Genomic DNA, 18,690 nt, shown 5'->3' on the forward strand with positions numbered 1-18,690 from the left:
AATATTATTATTGTGGCGTTAATCTATTTTTCGCGACGCGAATTATCAATTGGCAGCGTGGTGATTTGTGAACTATTGCGCAGAACCCGATGAGATAAAATAAAGCAGGTGCAATATGGGAGGGGAGATTAATTTTCTGATGAAAATGTTAGCTATTGGCAGGACTGTTGCAATGGGAAGCTGGTGGTGCGAACGGGCCTCCCGGTTGTATGACAATCAGCCTGCTCAGATAAGCAGGCTAATCCATAAGGCGATTAAACCTGCTTCACCGCCCATCCCTTTTGCTTACTGGTTTTGCCAATCCCAGGATTGAAGCTGTTGGTGGGATCGAGCTGGCGATAGAACGCCGCCAGCTGCGGTTTGGCCTGATAAAGATGTCCGACGTTATGTTCAGCGGGATATTCCGCGCCCCGCGCCTGAAGAATCTCCAGCATCTGAGCTTTGAGCGCATGCACATCGACGCCTTTTCTGACGATGTAATCCTGATGAAACACATGACAGAAGAAGTGACCATAGTAGAGACGATGGCTCAGCGAGGCGCGGATCTCATCGGGCAGGGTTTCGAACCAGTCCGCATCATTACGACGCAGGGCGATATCCAGCGCCAGAATGTCCTCGACCTCATCAGAATGCACTGCGTGGTAGCGCACCGCCGCACCCGCCGCTGCGAAGCGATGCAGAAAGGCGTGCGCACCTTCTTTGCCTTCACACTCGAAGAATTCGCCACCGCCTTCACGGAAGTAGTCGCGCAGATAGTTACGCGCTTCCGCCACGCCGTCGCCAGACATCTTCAGCATCAGATGGTGTTCATATTTGTCGCGATACTGCTTCATGCGTTTCGGCAGATGCGCCGGAAACAGTTTACTCAGGCGCTGCAACAGGCGATCGCTGAAGTGTGGTTTAACAAAAGAGAGTTTGCTCAGCCAGGCATCAACCCGCCCCTTCAGCGTGAAAAACAGCGGCATCTTGTCGGTGCCCAGCTTGTCGATCATCAGGAAGGTATCTTTGCCGTAGACTTCCGCAATGTCATAGATGTCGCGGTGCATATATTCGCCCGCCACCGGCAGATGGGTGAAATGCGCCAGCATGTGACGGCGGATATCGCTGAGAACGCCGGGCTCGTTGGTGCCGATGTAAAACACCTGCTGCTGCGGTTCGCTGGCGAAGGTATCGAGTCGCACCGCGAAGACCGCCAGCTTCCCGGCACAACCGGAGGCTTCAAACAGGCGACGCGCATCGGCGTTATAGCGGGCGGGCGTATCCGCATCCACTTCACGAACCCGGTCGGCATATTCATGATCGGAGGCGTGACGGCCATCGTGCTGCACATCTTTGGGCTGCCAGCGGTCATCATCCAGCCGCCCCAGAATCTCTTCCGGTGACGTCCCAAGATCGATACCGAGATGGTTCACCAGCTTCAGTTTTCCCTGCGCATCAATCTGGGCAAACAGCGCCATTTCACTGTAGGCCGGTCCGCGTTTGATCAGCGATCCGCCGGAGTTATTACAGATGCCGCCCAGCACCGAGGCACCAATGCAGGAGGAGCCAATCACCGAGTGGGGTTCACGCCCCAGCGGCTTCAGTGCTTTTTCCAGCTGATAGAGTGTGCTGCCGGGGAACGCCAGCACCTGCTGGCCTTCGTCGATCAGCTGAAGCTTATCCAGCCGCAGGGTACTGACAATCACCAGCGGACGATCATAATCGTCGCCATGCGGCGTCGAGCCCTCGGTCAGGCCGGTATTCGCCGCCTGCATCAGGATAATGACATCGGCATTTACCAGCGTTTGCAGTACCCGCCAGAGCTCCAGCAGCGTACCGGGAAACGCCACCGCCAGCGCCTCGCCTTCGCCGGAGCGAAAGCCTTTGCGATAGCGCGCGGTCTGTTCAGGTTCAGTCAGCAGATGGGTGGGGCCGACCAGGCGGCGCAGGTCAGAAAGCAGGGCAGAGGTTTGTATCATGAGCAATTCCCTTGTCTTATCAGTGCGTCCTAACTGTAGCACGTCAACTCACCTCAACGCAGTGTGACAGCGGCAGCTACCTGCTATTCTCATCTTGTGGCACACTGCCGCCTGTTTATTCGATATTGCGCAGTTACTTAAGAGAACCCAACCTGATGAAATGGATTTACTCTGTTAGTCTCGCTGTCTCCCTCGCGATGCAACCCGCATTGGCTGAGACAGTGCCAGGTAACCACCCGATGACCGAACAGGCGCGGGATGCCTTCGTCAACCAACTGCTTAAAAAAATGACGCTGGACGAGAAGATCGGCCAGCTGCGTTTAATCAGCGTCGGACCTGATAATCCGAAAGAAGTGATTCGCGACATGATTCAGAAGAGTCAGGTTGGCGCGATTTTTAATACCGTAACCCGTCAGGATATCCGCGCGATGCAGGATCAGGCGATGCAGCTCAGCCGCCTGAAGATCCCGCTGTTTTTCGCCTACGACGTTATTCATGGTCAGCGCACCATTTTCCCGATTCCTTTGGCGCTGGCGTCGAGCTGGGATCTGGATGCGGTGAAAGAAGTGGGGCGCGTCTCTGCCTATGAAGCGGCCGATGATGGCCTGAACATGACCTGGGCGCCGATGGTGGATGTCAGCCGTGAACCGCGCTGGGGCCGTGGCTCCGAAGGTTTCGGTGAGGATACGTATCTCACCAGCGAAATGGGTCGCAGCATGGTGCAGTCGATGCAGGGCAAAAGTGCTGCCGATCGCTACAGCGTGATGACCAGCGTGAAGCACTTCGCACTTTATGGCGCAGTGGAAGGCGGACGCGATTACAACACCGTGGACATGAGCCCGCAGCGCATGTTCCAGGACTATCTGCCGCCCTATAAAGCTTCACTGGATGCCGGCAGCGGCGGCGTGATGGTGGCACTGAACTCGATCAATGGCGTACCCGCCACGGCGGACAGCTGGTTGCTGAAAGATCTGCTGCGCGATAAGTGGAAGTTCAAAGGCATCACCATCAGCGACCATGGCGCAATCAAAGAGCTGATCAAGCATGGCGTCGCCAGCGATCCGCAGGAAGCGGTGCGCATCGCCCTGAAGTCGGGCGTCGATATGAGCATGAGCGACGAATATTACAGCAAGTATCTGCCCGCTCTGGTGAAGAGCGGCGACGTCACCATGGCAGAGATTGACGATGCGGCGCGCCATGTGCTCAATGTCAAATATGACATGGGCCTGTTTAACGATCCCTACAGCCATTTAGGTCCGAAAGAGAGCGATCCGCAGGACACCAATGCGGAAAGCCGTCTGCACCGGGCTGAAGCGCGCGACGTCGCGCGTAAGAGCATCGTGTTGCTGAAAAACCGCCTGGAAACGCTGCCGCTGAAAAAATCGGGCACCATTGCCCTGATTGGTCCGCTGGCAGACAGTCAGCGCGACATTATGGGCAGCTGGTCCGCCGCTGGCGTGGCGAAGCAATCCGTTTCGCTGCTGCAGGGCATGCGCAATGCCACCGAAGGCAAGGCTACGCTGCTCTATGAGAAGGGCGCCAACGTTACCGATAACAAAGGGATTCAGGACTTCCTGAACCTCTATGAGCAGGCGGTTTCCGTGGATACGCGTTCACCGCAGCAGTTGATTGATGACGCGGTTGCCAAAGCGAAGCAGGCCGATGTGGTGGTTGCCGCCGTGGGCGAAGCGCAGGGTATGGCGCACGAAGCCTCCAGCCGCAGTGACCTGGTGATCCCGCCGAGCCAGCAGAAGCTGTTAGCAGCACTGAAAGCCACCGGTAAGCCGCTGGTGATTGTGCTGATGAACGGACGCCCGCTGTCAGTGGTGAATGAAGATCGGATGGCCGATGCGATGCTGGAAACCTGGTTCAGCGGCACCGAAGGCGGCAACGCCATCGCCGATGTGCTGTTCGGCGACTACAACCCGTCGGGCAAGCTGCCGGTTTCCTTCCCGCGTTCAGTGGGTCAGATTCCTATCTACTACAACCATCTGCCAACTGGCCGCCCTTACAACTTTGCTAAGCCGAACAAATACACGTCGCACTACTACGACGCGGCTAATGGCCCGCTCTATCCGTTTGGTTACGGCCTGAGCTACACCACTTTCACCGTGTCGCCGGTAAAAATGTCCTCACCGACTATGCCGCGTAACGGCAGCATTGAAGCCAGCGTGACCGTGACCAACAGCGGTAAACGCGATGGCGCGACGGTGGTGCAGATGTACCTCAACGATCCGGTCGCTTCCATCAGCCGTCCGGTGCAGGAGCTGCGTGGCTTTAAGCGCATCATGCTAAAAGCGGGCGAGTCGCAAACCGTGACCTTTAAAATCGACGTGGATGCGCTGAAGTTCTGGAACCAGCAGATGCAGCATGTTGCAGAACCCGGCACATTCAACGTGATGATTGGACTCGATTCCGTTCGTACCGAGGATGGGCAGTTCAACTATTTATAACCGTCAGCCTTTCCCCTGACGTCAGGGGAAGGTGATGCGGCGCGTCGTTAGCGTCCTGCTACGGCGCGCCGCGTCATATCCACTATCAGAGCCATCATGATTAATCTGCGTGACCGCATTCAGCAGCAGGTATTCCGCCTTAACGGCCTGTCGATGAATGAATTTGACCTCTCTCAACCGCCTGGCGATCCCGGCCTGTTTGGCCCGGACAGCGTGATCTGGCGCGTCCACGGTGACTTCACCTCCATGATGTGCGGTGGGATCAGCGCGCTGCTGTTGCAGATGCTGCATCCGGCGGCGCTGGCGGGCGTCTGGGATCACTCCAATTTCCGCGAAGATATGATGGGCCGCCTGCGGCGCACCAGTCAGTTTATCGCGGTGACCACCTACGGTAATTCGCAGGATGCACAGACGCTGATTGACCGGGTGAAACGCATTCACCTGAAAGTCAGCGGCGTCGACAGCGAAGGCAAACCCTATGCCGCCAGCGATCCGCATCTGCTGACCTGGGTGCATGTGGCGGAGACCAGCCGTTTTCTGGCCGCCCATCTGCGCTACAAAAATCCACACCTCACCCGCGCCGGGCAGGATCAGTACTATCAGGAAGCGGCGCAGATTGCCGAAGCGCTGGGGGCGGAGAAGGTACCGAAAAGCGTTGTCGACGTCGCGGATTATCTGCAACAGATGCGTTCAGAGCTGCGCTTTGATCATCGCACTGCCGAAGTGACGCGATTGCTGATGAATGCCCCCGCACCCAGCTGGCAGGCAAAACCGGTGATGAAAATCATGCTGAAGTCAGGGTTCGGGCTGATGCCAGCCTGGGCGCAGGCAATGTCCGGTACGGAGATCGGCCGCTTTCAGCAGGCGATCATTGACCGGAAGATTAATGCGATTGCGGTGGGATTAAGGTGGTCGATTCAGCGCGGAGCCTGGTATCGGGCAATGGTGCGGATGGGAAGGGTGGGGTGAGGTGTTTAGTTGTAAAAGGATAGATTGATGTAGCCCATAAAAGATTCCTCAACCGCAGTGATAGATACCGGGGCCCGGGCAGGTGCTTTTGTGCAGACGTTAACTTATTGGGTTTAGCAATAATAGGCTACTTGACTTAAGTCGCAATGTTCTCTTTTTGTCAAAAAAAACATTGCTAAAGAAAGTTGAGTTAAGTTATAGACAGCAAGTTATGCTAGCCCTGAACATACTTTATGATCAATGGGGGCGACTAATTGAACGAAATTATCTACTGAGCTTAAAGTTTTTTAAGTCATGATAAATTTCTAACTTTAAGTTGGCCCCCCTTTTAATAAAGATTGCTAGGGTGTTTGGGGCTTTTGTTCGGCTTCAGTTGGTTCAGTAAGGGCTTTAACAATATTGGCCACAAATTCTGTTCCTTTAGCTGTAGTGTCGTCACCACCTAATAGATCATATTCAGTCCATACCAAAGAGAAGACCTCTGCAAAATATTCCTTAGTAATCCTGCTATTATCAAATTCACCAACAAATCTAGGGATGTCATCCCGTTTGCCATCAGCGATAGCTAATTTAAAAACTACAGCCATTGCTGTGTGATAAATTACATTATTAAAGTCTCTTTTGCTATCAAACTCATAGGCTTTCAATAGTTCAGTGCATTTTTTTAAAATCAAGTAAGAGTTCAAATAAAGTGCAAGCGGGTTTTTTTTATTAAATATTTGTCCATATCGCGTATTGTCATTTATTAGTGTTGAGGGTCTTGCCCTTGCATTATTCGGTTGAAGAAGAACAGTAGTTATGACGCATTGTGATAAGTATGGTATAGATACGATGCGAGAGGCAGGCTTGCCCTCATTTTTGTATAAATTTTTTCTTCGATCGTAGAAATAACCATTAGCTTTGAAGAAATCCTCTATATCACGATGTATTACGTCTGCACTTCTTAAGGAAGCCGGAGGGATACTAGTCTGACTATTAGTTGCCCTTATTATTTTATCTCTCGATTCAGCATTACCCTCACAAATAACACGAACCAATACATTTCTTACTTCATGGTTATCTTCTTCCAAATTAGAAAAATAGTTATAAATTTCGTGTGATGTTTGTAGTCCATTAACCACTTGCGGGTTTTCTATAGTTAAGGTTTTACCTGAGAGAACAGCTTTTGATGTGATTACCGTCACACCATTATTTAAAAACCAAAAATCTTCCTTACCTGAGGTCAGAGTTTCTTGAATAGCTACGTTTACTACAACATCTCCATTATGATCTCTCACGTTTGACTCAAAAATGCTTCTCGAAAGAGAATCGTTATCAGAAATAAACTCGTAGTATTTTTTCAGGTTAACTAGGCAAAGATAGCTACCAGTAACTGTTGCAATAGGCGATTCAGCTAACTCCATCATCCGTGATGTGCTTTTTACCTTCCTGTTTAATTCAACTAAATTACTTGCACCGACAAAATCTAATGAGAACTTGGAACCTGTAAACATTCTTAGAATTGTTTCTTTTAAAGGGTTCCCTTTATCGACAACATTAGGATGAACTTCTTCTCCCAGAGTTGAGTAATAATATGAGAAAGTTAAATCAGGAAAGTTCTTCATTAAATTGCTATAGACATCTCTAAAAATAGAAACTCTTCCTCTAAGATCATCATTATATCTTCTTTTTAAAGTTTCGCTACCTATATCCGCAGATATATTGAATAAGTCTCTAGTTACTTCGTTGAATTTGATAATTGCATCTTCGCCAAATTTCTTAGATGTTTTTGATTGTATGATAACAACTTCAATTTTGTTATGTTTTCCGGATTTAGAGTAATCAGTATCTTCTTTTATTAGTTCACCATTGAGGAATGTATAAAAAAGAGTCTACACCGCCATCTCCACCATCCCCAACTATGCTATATTCAATGTCTGAATATGTTACATCATAATCCTTCAGTATCTGTGATGCAGTATATAATTCAAAGTAATCTGAAAAATGTGCACCCTGCTCTGCTGCTTCTTCCTTGATTATTTTTTCCATTATTATTTGGGAGTTAGTGAATTCACTCATTATTTCAGTATCCTTTTTTTTAGATTAAAGTTTATAAATAATAAAGATTTCGTTAATAACATTGGGTTTTAATCTTATCTGTATATTTATTCAATTATGTAAGTTTTATCTAAGCAAATCTGAGTTTCAATGGTGATAATATCTTCATCCTCTACACGAAAATTTATTTTTCGGACATTCTTGTACATCAACGTGTACTATGAGGCCGAAGCTGACATCACTCCTACAACACTGTGCCAGACAACATTAAACGTAAGAAACAAATCTATCTCATCATGAATATCGTCACACTTTAGCGCTTAAAAAGCGAGCTAGAGCAATGGGGTATTTATCATCTCAAATTTTTAATTTCAATTAACTCATTAAAAGGTATCCTTAGGAAAAATCCTATCATCGCCTTTTACGGGCAAAAGTGCTACTCATATGTTCAATAAAACTTAACTATTTTCATTCAGACGAGAATCGCTGCTTTAAGCTTAAAGGAGTATCTAAGACCGACAATGGCCACATGCCTGAAGTGCTGCATCTCATCGAAAACCTCCCCCCGTCTCCAACTCCCACACTTTGAGACTATTACCCTTGTCTCAGATAGCCGCAGCCAGGATCCTGCTCTATTCTCGGGGAAAATGGATTCCTCCAGGCTTTGTCGAGGCACTATGACGTACAAATCCCTGATTGCTGAAGTCCACAATCAGCAGCGCACCCTGACCGCCATTGTCGAACAGGATGAGCGCACTGCCTATTTTTACATCTGGCCAACCGACCTGTTCCGCAGCCAGTATGCGGTACGCGGCTGCTGGCTACGAAACCTGCTGCCGGCACCGGCGCAGGAAGATCGCGAGGCGATGGAGCAGGGCATAGCGCCGCTGCTCAGCGCCGAGTATTGCCGTAATCTGGAATCGGAACCCGCGCTGGATCCAGCTGGTCTGCAGGTGCTATGGGAGCCGAGCGATGATGGCGCGGCGCTGTGGTACTACGGCCAGCTGCTGGCGGTGATCCCCGGCTGGAGTCTCTATCAGGAGAAGCAGGTGAGCTTCTCCGCGGGCTGCATCAAAAAGAACCGGCTGACGGCACCGCTGGGATCGGCATCAACCAATGACTACTACGCCCGTGCAGAGCATCAGCGTCAGTTCTGGCGCGAATGGCACGACGGCAGCGAGTGGGATAAGGTGCAGAACGATCTGATGGCCTGCTATCAGGCGCGCTTTGGCGAGTCAGTGAAGTATTACGCTATCGATCAGGGCAGCTGGCCGCCGATGGCAATCTCCCAGCACTGGCATCAGGGCGTCTGGTATTTCCTGACCATCGGCATGAGCATCCGGCCGATGCCGCAGGTCGATTATCTGTTTGATGAACTGGCACCGCAGTATCGCCGCATTGAACTCGGCATGGCGGTTGACGGTGAAGTCATGACCGAAGGCAACGCGGTGCAGATGGCCAGCGCGCTGGCGGAGTTCGTGCATCTGCCGTGGGCGCGGCTGACCTGGCTGGGCGAGGGCCATACGCTGGCGTCGGAAGTGGCCCCCGTCGGCTTTGAAAGCTTCCTGCTGGCCAATGAGCTGGCAACCGATCAGGCGCAGTTCTCGCTGCCAAAACGCGACGGCGATCGCCCGACTCTGCTCTGGACTACGCCGATTACGGAAGCGGAACGGCAGTTCGCGCAGGCGGATGAACATGGCGGTCAGAAGTTACGGGAATTGTTAACGGCGGATGGCAATAATCACATCTTCCGCCCGCGCCAGCAGGTCGTCAGTTCAGAAGAGTAGGCCAGCAATAATGCACCTGTTCGCCCATTCCCCGGCGCCCGCCGGGGAAGTGATAGTTCCGCTCTGAAATTAAATTTTTACAAAAATCAAACATTTCTTAAATATGTGATCCTGCTCATCTCAAGTTCCCGCTTGCCGCGCCGTTAAACCCGATCAGGCAATCGCGCCGCACCAGGTTCAGGGGAACGAAGATGTTTAAAACAACACAATCCCGCTTCACCGCAACAATGATCGCGTTCTTTGTTGCGCTTTTACTCGTTACAGTCTGGGTTATTAATCAGTTTGTCGCGCCACAGCTGGTCGATAGCGAAAGCCGTCTGGTTCGCTATCAGGTGGATTCGCTGGCTTCCGGTATCGTTGAACAGATGAACCGCGTTCAGGCCCAGCAGCGCGCCATTACCGAAGCCGCATCCGTCATGGACAGCGCCACTATCGACACCCTGTTACCGACGCTGGTTAACCAGTATCAGGACAGCAATGTGTTTGGTGGCGGGATCTGGCCACTGCCAAACCGTCGTGATCCGGCCAAAGAGAAGGACAGCAGCTTCTTTGCCCGTAATACCAGCAATGAACTGCAGGTGAACACTTACTGGAACTCCGACGCGGCTGACAAATACTGGGAGCAACCCTGGTACAAAGATGGCATGGCCGCTCCAAAAGGCCAGTGTGCCTGGGCAAAAGCCTATCAGGATGCCGCCAGCCCGCAGCCGCGCACCAACTGTGCGATGGCTATCTACAAAAACGGCACGGCCTGGGGTGTCGCCACCATCGACGTGACGCTGGGGTTCTTTAACCAGCTGGCGAAGCAGATGGGTGAAACCATTCAGGGCAACGTCCTGATCGTCGAAGCTGACGGTAAAGTCGTAGGCAATGGCGCACTGGTGAATGCTGCACCGAAGCTCGAAAACCTGGCTGACGTGCAGATGCCGATGGCAGCACCGCTGAAAACGCTGCTTAACGGTGTTGGCAATCAGCCGCTGGAAACCACCTATGACAGCAGTGAAGGCGAGCAGACGCTGTTCGTGCAGGCCATTCCTGGCAGCCCGTGGTATCTCGCCAGTAGCCTGCCAACCAGCCTGCTGAAAGCGCAGTCGCATAACATGCTGACCCGCCTGGGTCTGGTGCAGATCCCTCTGGCGGTAATCCTGCTGCTGGTGTCGCTGGGCTTTGTCCGCGCCATGATGAAACGTCTTAACGTGCTGAACAGCAACATCGAAGCGCTGTCGACCGGTGGTGCGGATCTGACTCAGCGTCTGCCAGCCAGCAACAGCCCGGAGTTCAACGCCGTCGCGCAGAGCTTTAACCAGTTCATCAGCTATCTGCAGGGGCTGCTCCAGCAGGTGGGCGACAGCGCGCTGGCGATCACCGCCGCGTCGCGGGAAATTGCCAGCGGCAACGCCAATCTCTCCTCCCGTACCGAAGATCAGGCCAGCTCGATTGTAGAAACGGCCGCGTCGATGGAGCAACTGACCGGCACCGTGCGTCAGAACGCCGACAACGCGACTCACGCTAACCAGCTGGCGGGTGATGCCTCGCAGGTGGCCGCACGTGGCACTGAAGTGGTCCGTCAGGTGGTCACCACCATGGGCGAGATTCATCACTCATCCCGTAAAGTGGTCGATATCATCAGCGTGATCGACAGCATCGCATTCCAGACCAATATCCTGGCGCTGAACGCCGCAGTAGAAGCCGCTCGTGCCGGTGAACAGGGTCGCGGTTTTGCGGTGGTGGCATCGGAAGTGCGTAATCTGGCACAGCGTTCAGCCAACTCTGCGCGTGAGATTAAAAAGTTAATCGAAGAGTCGGTGGCGAACATCGATACCGGCAGCGCGCTGGTCGAGCAGGCGGGTCAGACCATGGATGAGCTGATGAAGGGCGTGAGCAGTGTGACAACGCTGATGAGTGAAATCATGTCAGCCAGCCGCGAACAGAGCCTGGGCATCGAACAGGTTAACGTTGCGATTACCCAGCTGGATGGCACCACGCAGCAGAACGCCGTGCTGGTGGAGCAGGTTTCTGCTGCCGCGCAGGCGATGGAATCGCAGAGCACTCAGCTTGAGCGGGTGGTTCAGAGCTTCCGACTGTAATCCCTCTCCAGGCCAGCCTTGCTGGCCTGATTTTCTCTCTGCTTCATCCGCTTATCTCCGCCTGACCCGGGTAAAAAATCCTCGATGATCCGCCCAAACCGATAATTCTGTGCCAGAATAGTTGGGAATAATCTCAAGGAAACGCCATGTCTGCTATTGAAGTTATCCTCGTTGACCACCTCGATCGTCCCACCGGCAAGATGGAAAAGCTGGAAGTGCATGAAAAAGGATTACTGCACCGCGCGGTGACGGTCTACGTCTTCAATTCCCGGCAGGAGCTGTTGCTACAACGGCGTGCCAGCGATAAATATCATTGTGGTGGCTTGTGGAGTAATACCTGCTGTGGTCATCCTTATCCCCATGAATCAACCCGCGACGCCGCCGAGCGCCGCCTGCGTGAAGAGATGGGGATGGTGGTGACGCTGACGCCGGTGTTTGAGCTGAGCTACAACCTGAAACTGAGCAATGGCCTGACTGAACATGAGTATGGTCACGTCTTTTTTTGCCGTCTGCGACAGCCTGCCGCAGCTGAATCCGCAGGAAGCGGATGCCTGGGATTATCGCCCGATGGCGCTGATTGAGCAGCAGATGCAGCAGCAGCCACAGCAGTTCACACCGTGGTTTTTGCATACCTTCCCGCGCATCCCGGACTATCTGGAGCAGTTTCCTTTCCCGGCAGTTACCGCATAAAAAAACCGCACTAAGGTGCGGTTTCAATGCTGGCCGGAGAAGTCGGGCCGGGGTAAACAATGCGCCAGGGTTATGAGCCCGTTTGCTTCCTGAGCCGGCGCGCTATCCACGCCCTGACCGTTGATTATCGCTGCAGCTCGAAATCTTCCGCATCCACATCATAACCCGACGGTTCCCAGCGGATCGCCAGCAGCGCCAGCAGGCCCGCCAGTGGTGCCAGGAAGATCACCCAGAACACGCCGGTGCCCAGCGCCGCGACCAGCACCGGAAACAGAAACAGCGAAACGGTAGAGCTGCCGCGCATCAGCGTCTGATTAAAGCCGACACCCACGCCGCGCAGCGACGTCGGGTAGCTCAGCGAAGCAAAAGTCATGGTATGCGAACCTGGCCCGAATCCCTGTCCAAACAGGAACAGCGCCAGCATGCCGATCGCCAGCGCGGCTTCCTGACCGCCTTCCGGACGACCAATCAGCGCCAGCCCGAGCAGCGCCACGCACTGACAGGCATAACCCGCCACCGACATCTTCCACGCCCCGAGGCGCGGCACCAGTCGCACCGCCAGTATCCCGCCGACAAAGGCGAACAGCAGATTCAGCGCCAGCGACACCAGAATGGTGGTAAGCATTGACTGGGCAAAGAAGCTGGAGATGATCACCGGCAAGCCAAACGCCACCGCGTTATAAGCAAAAGATGAGGCAATGGAAGTGATGGTCGCCAGCAGGGTACGGCGGCGATAAACGCCCTGTAACAGCGCGCCATAGTTACGCCAGCTCGCCTTGCGCACCGGCGTGGCAGGCGTCAGCGCGGCGTCGGGTGCCACCTGGGCATTAATACTCCACGCACTGCGTAAAATCGCCGCGGCACCTTTCAGGTCGCCCTGATTCGCCGCCCAAACCGGGGATTCGCTCATGTAACGGCTACGGATGGCGATGATGATAATCGCCGGAACGGCACCAAAACCAAGGATCAGCCGCCAGAGCCAGTCGGTGTGGCTTTCGGGTAACACGGCATAGAGCAAGAGCACCAGCAGATAAGAGATGCTGATCGCCGCATACCAGGTTGGGCACCACATCGCCACGCTGGCCGCTTTATTCCCCTTGCCACGCAGCCTGGAAAACTCCGCCAGAAACGCCATCGCCACCGGCAGATCGATTCCGACCCCCAGGCCCATCACAAAACGCGCGCCGGCCAGCACATACTCATTGGGGGCAAACGCACAGGCGATAGCCGCCACCACGAAAAAGAACATATCGGCCATAAACACCCGATAACGGCCAATTTTATCCGTGAGATAGCCGCCGATCAGTGCGCCGATAATGGCCCCGAAGGTGATTGCCGAGGCGACCATGCCGGTGCCGGTCGGGGTGAGATTGAATTCGCGCGTGATGTCTTTGATGCCAAAGGCCAGCGCACCCAGGTCGTAGGCGTCAAGGAAGACGCCCCCCAGCGCAATCGCCACCACAATGCGGGCATTATTACGGGCGCTGTCGCCACTGTTCACTAATCGGGAGACGTCAGCTGCGCTGCGGATCCACTGTGTTTCGCCACCGGGCGAACTCCCTGCTGTTGCCACGTGGGCGGAAGAGGTCAGGTCGGACATGATGTTGTGCGTCTTTTATTATAAAAACAGATTTCCGAGAATAGCCGTTTAGACGCCCAGACGTAAATTCATTTCGGTTATATGAGATGAATTTATAATCTCAAATCGTTATCAATTTGCGATAAAGTCAGCTACATCGCCGCTGCGCCAGGCTACGCTTTTAAGGCAGATAATTTCCGCTGTACGCCTTGCCAGCCTCCCGCAGAGTGGCAGGAGGGCAGCCTGAACGCGCAGGCGCACAACGCCTTGTTAATCATCACGCACGAACAAAACGTAAAAACAACACACTGCGATAAGGAAAAAGCCATGGTCAGAATTCGGGGTTGGATGGGCGTCAGCGCTTTGCTGCTCAGCATGGGGATAGCACAGGCGGCGGACCCGGTGCGGGTCGGCTCAAAAATTGATACCGAAGGATCGCTGCTGGGCAATGTGATTCTTCAGGTGCTGGAAAAGCACGGGGTAAAAACCGTCAATAAAATTCAGCTCGGCACCACGCAGGTGGTGCGCGGTGCCATCACGGCGGGCGAACTTGATATCTATCCGGAATATACCGGCAACGGTGCATTTTTCTTCAATGATGAGAAAGACAGCGCCTGGAAAAATGCCACCGAAGGCTACGAGAAAGTGAAGAAGCTGGATGCGGAGAAAAACCATCTGGTCTGGCTGACACCCGCTCCGGCCAATAACACCTGGACCATCGCTGTGCGAAAAGATCTGGCTGAAAAAAATCAGCTCAACTCTCTGGCGGACCTCAGCGCCTGGCTGAAAAAAGGCGGCACCTTCAAACTGGCGGCCTCAGCAGAATTTATTGAACGCAGCGATGCCTTACCCGCCTTTGAAAAAGCCTATGGCTTTGACCTCAAGCAGGACCAGCTGCTGTCGCTGGCTGGCGGCGATACCGCTGTTACCATCAGCGCAGCGGCACAGCAGACTTCCGGCGTAAACGCAGCGATGGCGTACGGCACCGACGGTCCGGTAGCGGCATTAGGTCTGCAGACGCTCAGCGATCCTAAAGGGGTTCAGCCGATTTATGCACCGACGCCGGTGATCCGTGAATCGGTACTCAAAGCCTATCCAGAGATTGCAGAGTGGCTGAAGCCGGTGTTCAGCGCGCTTGATGAGAAGACGCTGCAGCAGCTTAACGCCAAAATCGCGGTCGACGGTCAGGATGCCAGCAGCGTAGCGACCGAATGGCTGCAGCAGAAAAAGCTGCTGTAACCGATGCAGATATCGCGGGAAGCGATACGCCGTCCGGTTGAGCAGCCGGTGGCACTGCTGCTGCTGACGCTGCTGACTCTGGCGCTGGTGGCATTGCCGTTTCTGAACTTCGCCCCGAACCGCCTGGTGGCGGGTGAACCGCTGATGGGCTGGCAGATTAGCCGCTTCGGGCTGTTGCTGCTGCCGCTGGTGACGCTGTGGCTGCTGCTGTGGCGGCATCCGACCCGCATCACGCTGATGCTGGCGCTGCTGGCGGCAGAGCTGATGCTGGCGGCGATCATCTGGCTCAGCGGTCATCAGGCCACTTTACTCAGCCAGCAGGGCAGCCGTCTGGCGCGCACCAGCTTTGCCAGCGGCCTGTGGTGCAGCGGCGCGCTGATCCTGCTGCTGATCACCGATCAGGTGCGGCAACTGACCCGCCATCGGCTGGCACAGCTGCTGCTCAATCTGCAGGTCTGGCTGTTGCCGCTGCTTCTGCTGTTCAGTGGCCAGCTCAGCGATCTCTCCCTGCTGAAAGAGTATGCCAACCGCCACGCGGTGTTTGATGCCGCGCTGAGCCGTCATCTCATCCTGCTGGCGGGAACGGTGGTGCCTGCGCTGATGATTGCGCTGCCGCTGGGCGTCACACTGTTCAGGCGGCCTGGCTGGCAGGGCGGGGTGTTCGGCGTGCTGAATGTGATTCAGACTGTGCCCTCGGTGGCGCTGTTTGGTCTGCTGATTGCGCCGCTGGCCGGACTGGCTCAGCAGTTTCCGTGGCTCGGCGACTGGGGCATCAGCGGCATTGGGATGGCTCCGGCGCTGATCGCGCTGGTGCTTTACGCCCTGCTGCCGCTGGTGCGCAGCGTGGTGGTGGGGCTGCAACAGGTGCCGCACGAGGTGCGTGAGAGTGCACGTGGCGTCGGCATGGGTAGCTGGCAGCAGTTTATTGCGGTGGATGTGCCGCTGGCGCTGCCGGTCTGGCTGGCGGGCCTGCGGGTAGTGGTGGTGCAGACGCTGGGCATGGCGGTGGTTGCGGCGCTGATTGGCGCGGGCGGCTTTGGCGCGATTATTTTCCAGGGACTGCTAAGCAGTGCGCTTGATTTGGTGTTGCTGGGTGTGATCCCAGTGATTGCGCTGGCGGTGGTCATCGATGCGCTGTTCCGCCTGCTGATCTCACTGCTGGAGAGAAAAGATGATTGAGTTTGACGGCGTTTCCCGCGCGTTTAACGGTAAAGCGGCGGTGAAAGATCTGTCGTTACAGGTGGCGAAAGGGGAATTTTGCGTGCTGCTTGGCACCTCCGGTTCGGGCAAATCGACCACCCTGAAGATGATCAACCGGCTGGTGGAGTTTGACAGTGGTGAAATCCGCTTTGCCGGAGAGTCGATTCGCCAGCTCGATGCCCGCACGCTGCGGCGGCGCATGGGCTACGCGATCCAGTCGATTGGTCTGTTTCCGCACTGGACGGTGCGGAAGAATATCGCCACGGTGCCAGTGCTGCTGGGCTGGCCCCGGGCACAGGTCAATGAACGTATCACGGCGCTGCTGGCGCTGCTGAATCTCGATGCGCAGCTGCTGGACCGCTATCCGCATCAGCTCTCGGGTGGGCAGCAGCAGCGCATCGGCGTGGCACGGGCGCTGGCGGCGGATCCGGAAGTGTTACTGATGGATGAGCCGTTTGGTGCACTCGATCCGGTGACGCGTGGGGTGCTGCAACAGGAGATGTTGCGCATTCATCAACTGTCGGGCCGCACCATCGTGCTGGTGACGCATGACATCGACGAAGCGCTGACGCTGGCAGACCGTATTGTGCTGATGGATAACGGCGAGATTGTTCAGCAGGGCAGGCCAGTCGAGCTGCTGACCCAGCCGAAAAATGATTTTGTGCGCGACTTCTTTGGTCGCAGCGAAATGGGGGTACGGCTGTTGTCGCTGGAGCAGGTCGGTAATGCCGTGCGGCGCGGCGAGTGGCTGCCGGGCGAACCGATCGCTGCGGCACTGACGCTGCGCGATGCCCTGTCGCAGTTTATCGCCCGGCGTACCGATAAACTGCCGGTCATTGACGATCAGCAGCGGCCGCTGGGCGTGCTCCACTTTGGCGATCTGCTGCAACTGCGCGAGGATTTAACATGCGCAGGCTAAGGGATCCGCTGCTGTGGCTGGTGCTGTTCTACGGCGCGCTGCTGACCCTGATGCCTTACAGCGGGCCGCTGTTTCACCGCTGGTTTCCCGAACTGGCGCGGCCTCTCTATCAGCAGGAGAGCTTCTGGCAGCTGACGCTGGCGCATCTGTTTCTGGTGATCACCGCCAGCCTGCTGGCGATTGTGATTGGCATTGGCAGTGGTGAGCTGGTGACACGGCGGGCGGGGCGGGCCTTCCGGCCGTTGATGGAAACCATTGTGGCGGCAGGGCAGACGATTCCGCCGGTGGCGGTGCTGGCAATTGCGGTGCCGGTGATGGGATTTGGCGCCTGGCCCGCAGTCGTGGCGCTGCTGCTCTATGGATTGCTGCCGATTTTACAGGGGACGCTGGCGGGTATTGATAGCGTACCGGCCAGCAGCCGGGAGATCGCCATCGGGGTCGGCATGAGTAGCTGGCAACGGCTGTGGCAGATTGAGCTGGCGCTGGCTGCGCCGGTCATCATCGCCGGGATACGCACCTCGGTGATCATCAACATCGGCACCGCTGCCATCGCCTCGACGGTCGGCGCGAAAAGTCTGGGATCGCCGGTGATTATCGGCTTAAGCGGCTTTAATACAGCCTATGTCATTCAGGGGGCATTACTGGTGGCGCTGCTGGCGATAGTCAGCGATCGCCTGTTTGAACGCCTGCAGCGCTGGCTTAGCGTGAGTGAACGATGAGAGAGTATCCCACCAGCATCAGACCGCCGGTGCCACCTGCCGCCATAATAAAAAACAGCGTGGCGAAGAAAGCTTTTTTACAGTTCATGGGTAAAACCTGAGCTCGTTAACAGTGAGGCGGGGATAATAGCGCGCGCAAGGCAGCAGGCAAAGTGCCCGGCGTGCGTTTTTGTTATCAGGCGGGATCGTGCAACCGCACGGCATAACCCTGTTCCTGCCAGTGTGACAGCTGTTCCTGCTGGCGGCGGGTCAGTTTTTTTACCGGTAAAGACAAACATATTCATGCCGGGAAAGAGTTCAGGACGCGGTAAATCCAGCGGTTCTGCCAGCACATCAATCCGCCAGCCATGCTGCGACAGACGCCAGCCTTCCAGCCAGATTCGGGTACGATCGTCGATACCCCAGCCAATAATCAGCGCATCTTTACCCGATTTTTTGCGGCTGCCGGTCAGGCAGAACGCGACATAATCGATCAGCAAACCATCCAGCAGACTGCACATGGTGCGAGCGGTGTTCTGGTCCAGACTCAGCTTCTGGCGCACCGGCATAAAAACATGGTCGATCAGTGCATCAATCGGATGTTCGCGACCAATCGCGGCAATTTTATTACGAAGTTTAGCGGGTCTGACGTGACGCAGGACGCTGATCAGCTCATCCTGGAGTGTGGTCCAGCCGTCATGGGCATCAACATCGCCACCTTCCAGCAGTGCCTTAACTTTACCGACCGGCACGCCGCTTTCAATCCAGCGCATAATCTCTTCGATGCGATGAACATCTTCTTCGTCAAACTGACGATGTCCGCCTTCGGTACGTTGCGGCTTCAGTAAGCCATAACGACGCTGCCAGGCGCGCAGGGTGACTGGGTTTATGCCACAGCGCTCGGCGACGTCACCGATACTGTATAAGGTCATAAATTCCTCTTTCGATTGGTCTGAGTGCAATTACCATAACGAAGCCGACTAAGTTGTACAATACATTTCTCGATGTACAACTTGACTGATACGCCGTTTCTCCGTTATATCTCATATAAGAGAATTATTCCCAAATATGAGA

Annotated in this window: 12 protein-coding genes and 2 pseudogenes; 9 read left to right on the forward strand and 5 right to left on the reverse strand. The window is 54.8% G+C overall.

Annotation, left to right across the window (positions count from 1 at the left end):
* Window positions 1–254 precede the first annotated feature (254 nt).
* Window positions 255–1,958, reverse strand: a complete 1,704-nt coding sequence (gene dld, locus JNO11_RS05640; protein WP_010260312.1) for a D-lactate dehydrogenase — start codon at window positions 1,956–1,958, stop codon at window positions 255–257.
* A gap of 155 nt (window positions 1,959–2,113) precedes the next feature.
* Between dld and bglX the strand changes: the two genes are divergently transcribed.
* On the forward strand, window positions 2,114–4,411 hold the full coding sequence (gene bglX, locus JNO11_RS05645; protein ID WP_325177050.1) for a beta-glucosidase BglX: 2,298 nt from the start codon (window positions 2,114–2,116) through the stop codon (window positions 4,409–4,411).
* Window positions 4,412–4,507: 96 nt separating this feature from the next.
* Window positions 4,508–5,380: an oxygenase MpaB family protein gene (locus tag JNO11_RS05650; RefSeq protein ID WP_325177051.1), complete on the forward strand. Its 873-nt coding sequence runs from the start codon at window positions 4,508–4,510 to the stop codon at window positions 5,378–5,380.
* 341 nt (window positions 5,381–5,721) lie between these two features.
* Here JNO11_RS05650 and JNO11_RS05655 read toward each other — a convergent pair whose 3' ends face one another.
* Together JNO11_RS05655 and JNO11_RS05660 are read right to left on the reverse strand one after the other, a co-directional pair.
* The gene (locus JNO11_RS05655) at window positions 5,722–6,984 is read right to left on the reverse strand and encodes an AIPR family protein (RefSeq protein WP_325177052.1); all 1,263 of its coding nucleotides are present in this window, start codon (window positions 6,982–6,984) and stop codon (window positions 5,722–5,724) included.
* Window positions 6,985–7,222: 238 nt separating this feature from the next.
* Window positions 7,223–7,438, reverse strand: a complete 216-nt coding sequence (locus JNO11_RS05660; RefSeq protein WP_325177053.1) for a hypothetical protein — start codon at window positions 7,436–7,438, stop codon at window positions 7,223–7,225.
* Between the two features lie 656 nt (window positions 7,439–8,094).
* On the opposite strand from JNO11_RS05660, the gene JNO11_RS05665 reads away from it, so the two are divergent.
* From JNO11_RS05665 to idi, 3 genes and pseudogenes are all read left to right on the forward strand, one after another.
* Complete coding sequence (locus JNO11_RS05665; RefSeq protein ID WP_033771207.1) at window positions 8,095–9,204, forward strand: suppressor of fused domain protein; 1,110 nt, start codon at window positions 8,095–8,097, stop codon at window positions 9,202–9,204.
* A 191-nt stretch (window positions 9,205–9,395) separates the two neighbouring features.
* The gene (locus tag JNO11_RS05670) at window positions 9,396–11,291 is read left to right on the forward strand and encodes a methyl-accepting chemotaxis protein (protein ID WP_325177054.1); all 1,896 of its coding nucleotides are present in this window, start codon (window positions 9,396–9,398) and stop codon (window positions 11,289–11,291) included.
* Window positions 11,292–11,437: 146 nt separating this feature from the next.
* Window positions 11,438–11,981: pseudogene (gene idi, locus JNO11_RS05675) on the forward strand (isopentenyl-diphosphate Delta-isomerase).
* 124 nt (window positions 11,982–12,105) lie between these two features.
* On the opposite strand, the gene JNO11_RS05680 reads toward idi, so the two are convergent.
* Window positions 12,106–13,581 carry an MFS transporter gene (locus JNO11_RS05680; protein ID WP_033785500.1) on the reverse strand — a complete coding sequence of 492 codons (1,476 nt, stop codon included), beginning with the start codon at window positions 13,579–13,581 and terminating at the stop codon, window positions 12,106–12,108.
* 306 nt (window positions 13,582–13,887) lie between these two features.
* On the opposite strand from JNO11_RS05680, the gene JNO11_RS05685 reads away from it, so the two are divergent.
* From JNO11_RS05685 to JNO11_RS05700, 4 genes are read left to right on the forward strand one after another with little or no spacing between them, the layout of a single operon-like run.
* The gene (locus tag JNO11_RS05685; protein WP_062758107.1) at window positions 13,888–14,799 is read left to right on the forward strand and encodes an ABC transporter substrate-binding protein; all 912 of its coding nucleotides are present in this window, start codon (window positions 13,888–13,890) and stop codon (window positions 14,797–14,799) included.
* A 3-nt stretch (window positions 14,800–14,802) separates the two neighbouring features.
* On the forward strand, window positions 14,803–15,978 hold the full coding sequence (locus tag JNO11_RS05690) for an ABC transporter permease (RefSeq protein WP_325177055.1): 1,176 nt from the start codon (window positions 14,803–14,805) through the stop codon (window positions 15,976–15,978).
* The gene (locus JNO11_RS05695) at window positions 15,971–16,918 is read left to right on the forward strand and encodes an ABC transporter ATP-binding protein (RefSeq protein ID WP_010254263.1); all 948 of its coding nucleotides are present in this window, start codon (window positions 15,971–15,973) and stop codon (window positions 16,916–16,918) included. The genes JNO11_RS05690 and JNO11_RS05695 overlap by 8 nt, the downstream gene beginning before the upstream one ends.
* Window positions 16,906–17,637: an ABC transporter permease gene (locus JNO11_RS05700; RefSeq protein WP_325177056.1), complete on the forward strand. Its 732-nt coding sequence runs from the start codon at window positions 16,906–16,908 to the stop codon at window positions 17,635–17,637. Before JNO11_RS05695 ends, JNO11_RS05700 begins: the two co-directional genes overlap by 13 nt.
* Before the next feature lie 175 nt (window positions 17,638–17,812).
* On the opposite strand, the pseudogene JNO11_RS05705 reads toward JNO11_RS05700, so the two are convergent.
* Window positions 17,813–18,548, reverse strand: a pseudogene (locus JNO11_RS05705) (MerR family transcriptional regulator).
* Window positions 18,549–18,690 lie beyond the last annotated feature (142 nt).

The sequence above is a fragment of the Pantoea sp. 1B4 genome (genome assembly GCF_016925765.1).
In the GTDB taxonomy this organism is placed as follows: domain Bacteria; phylum Pseudomonadota; class Gammaproteobacteria; order Enterobacterales; family Enterobacteriaceae; genus Pantoea; species Pantoea agglomerans.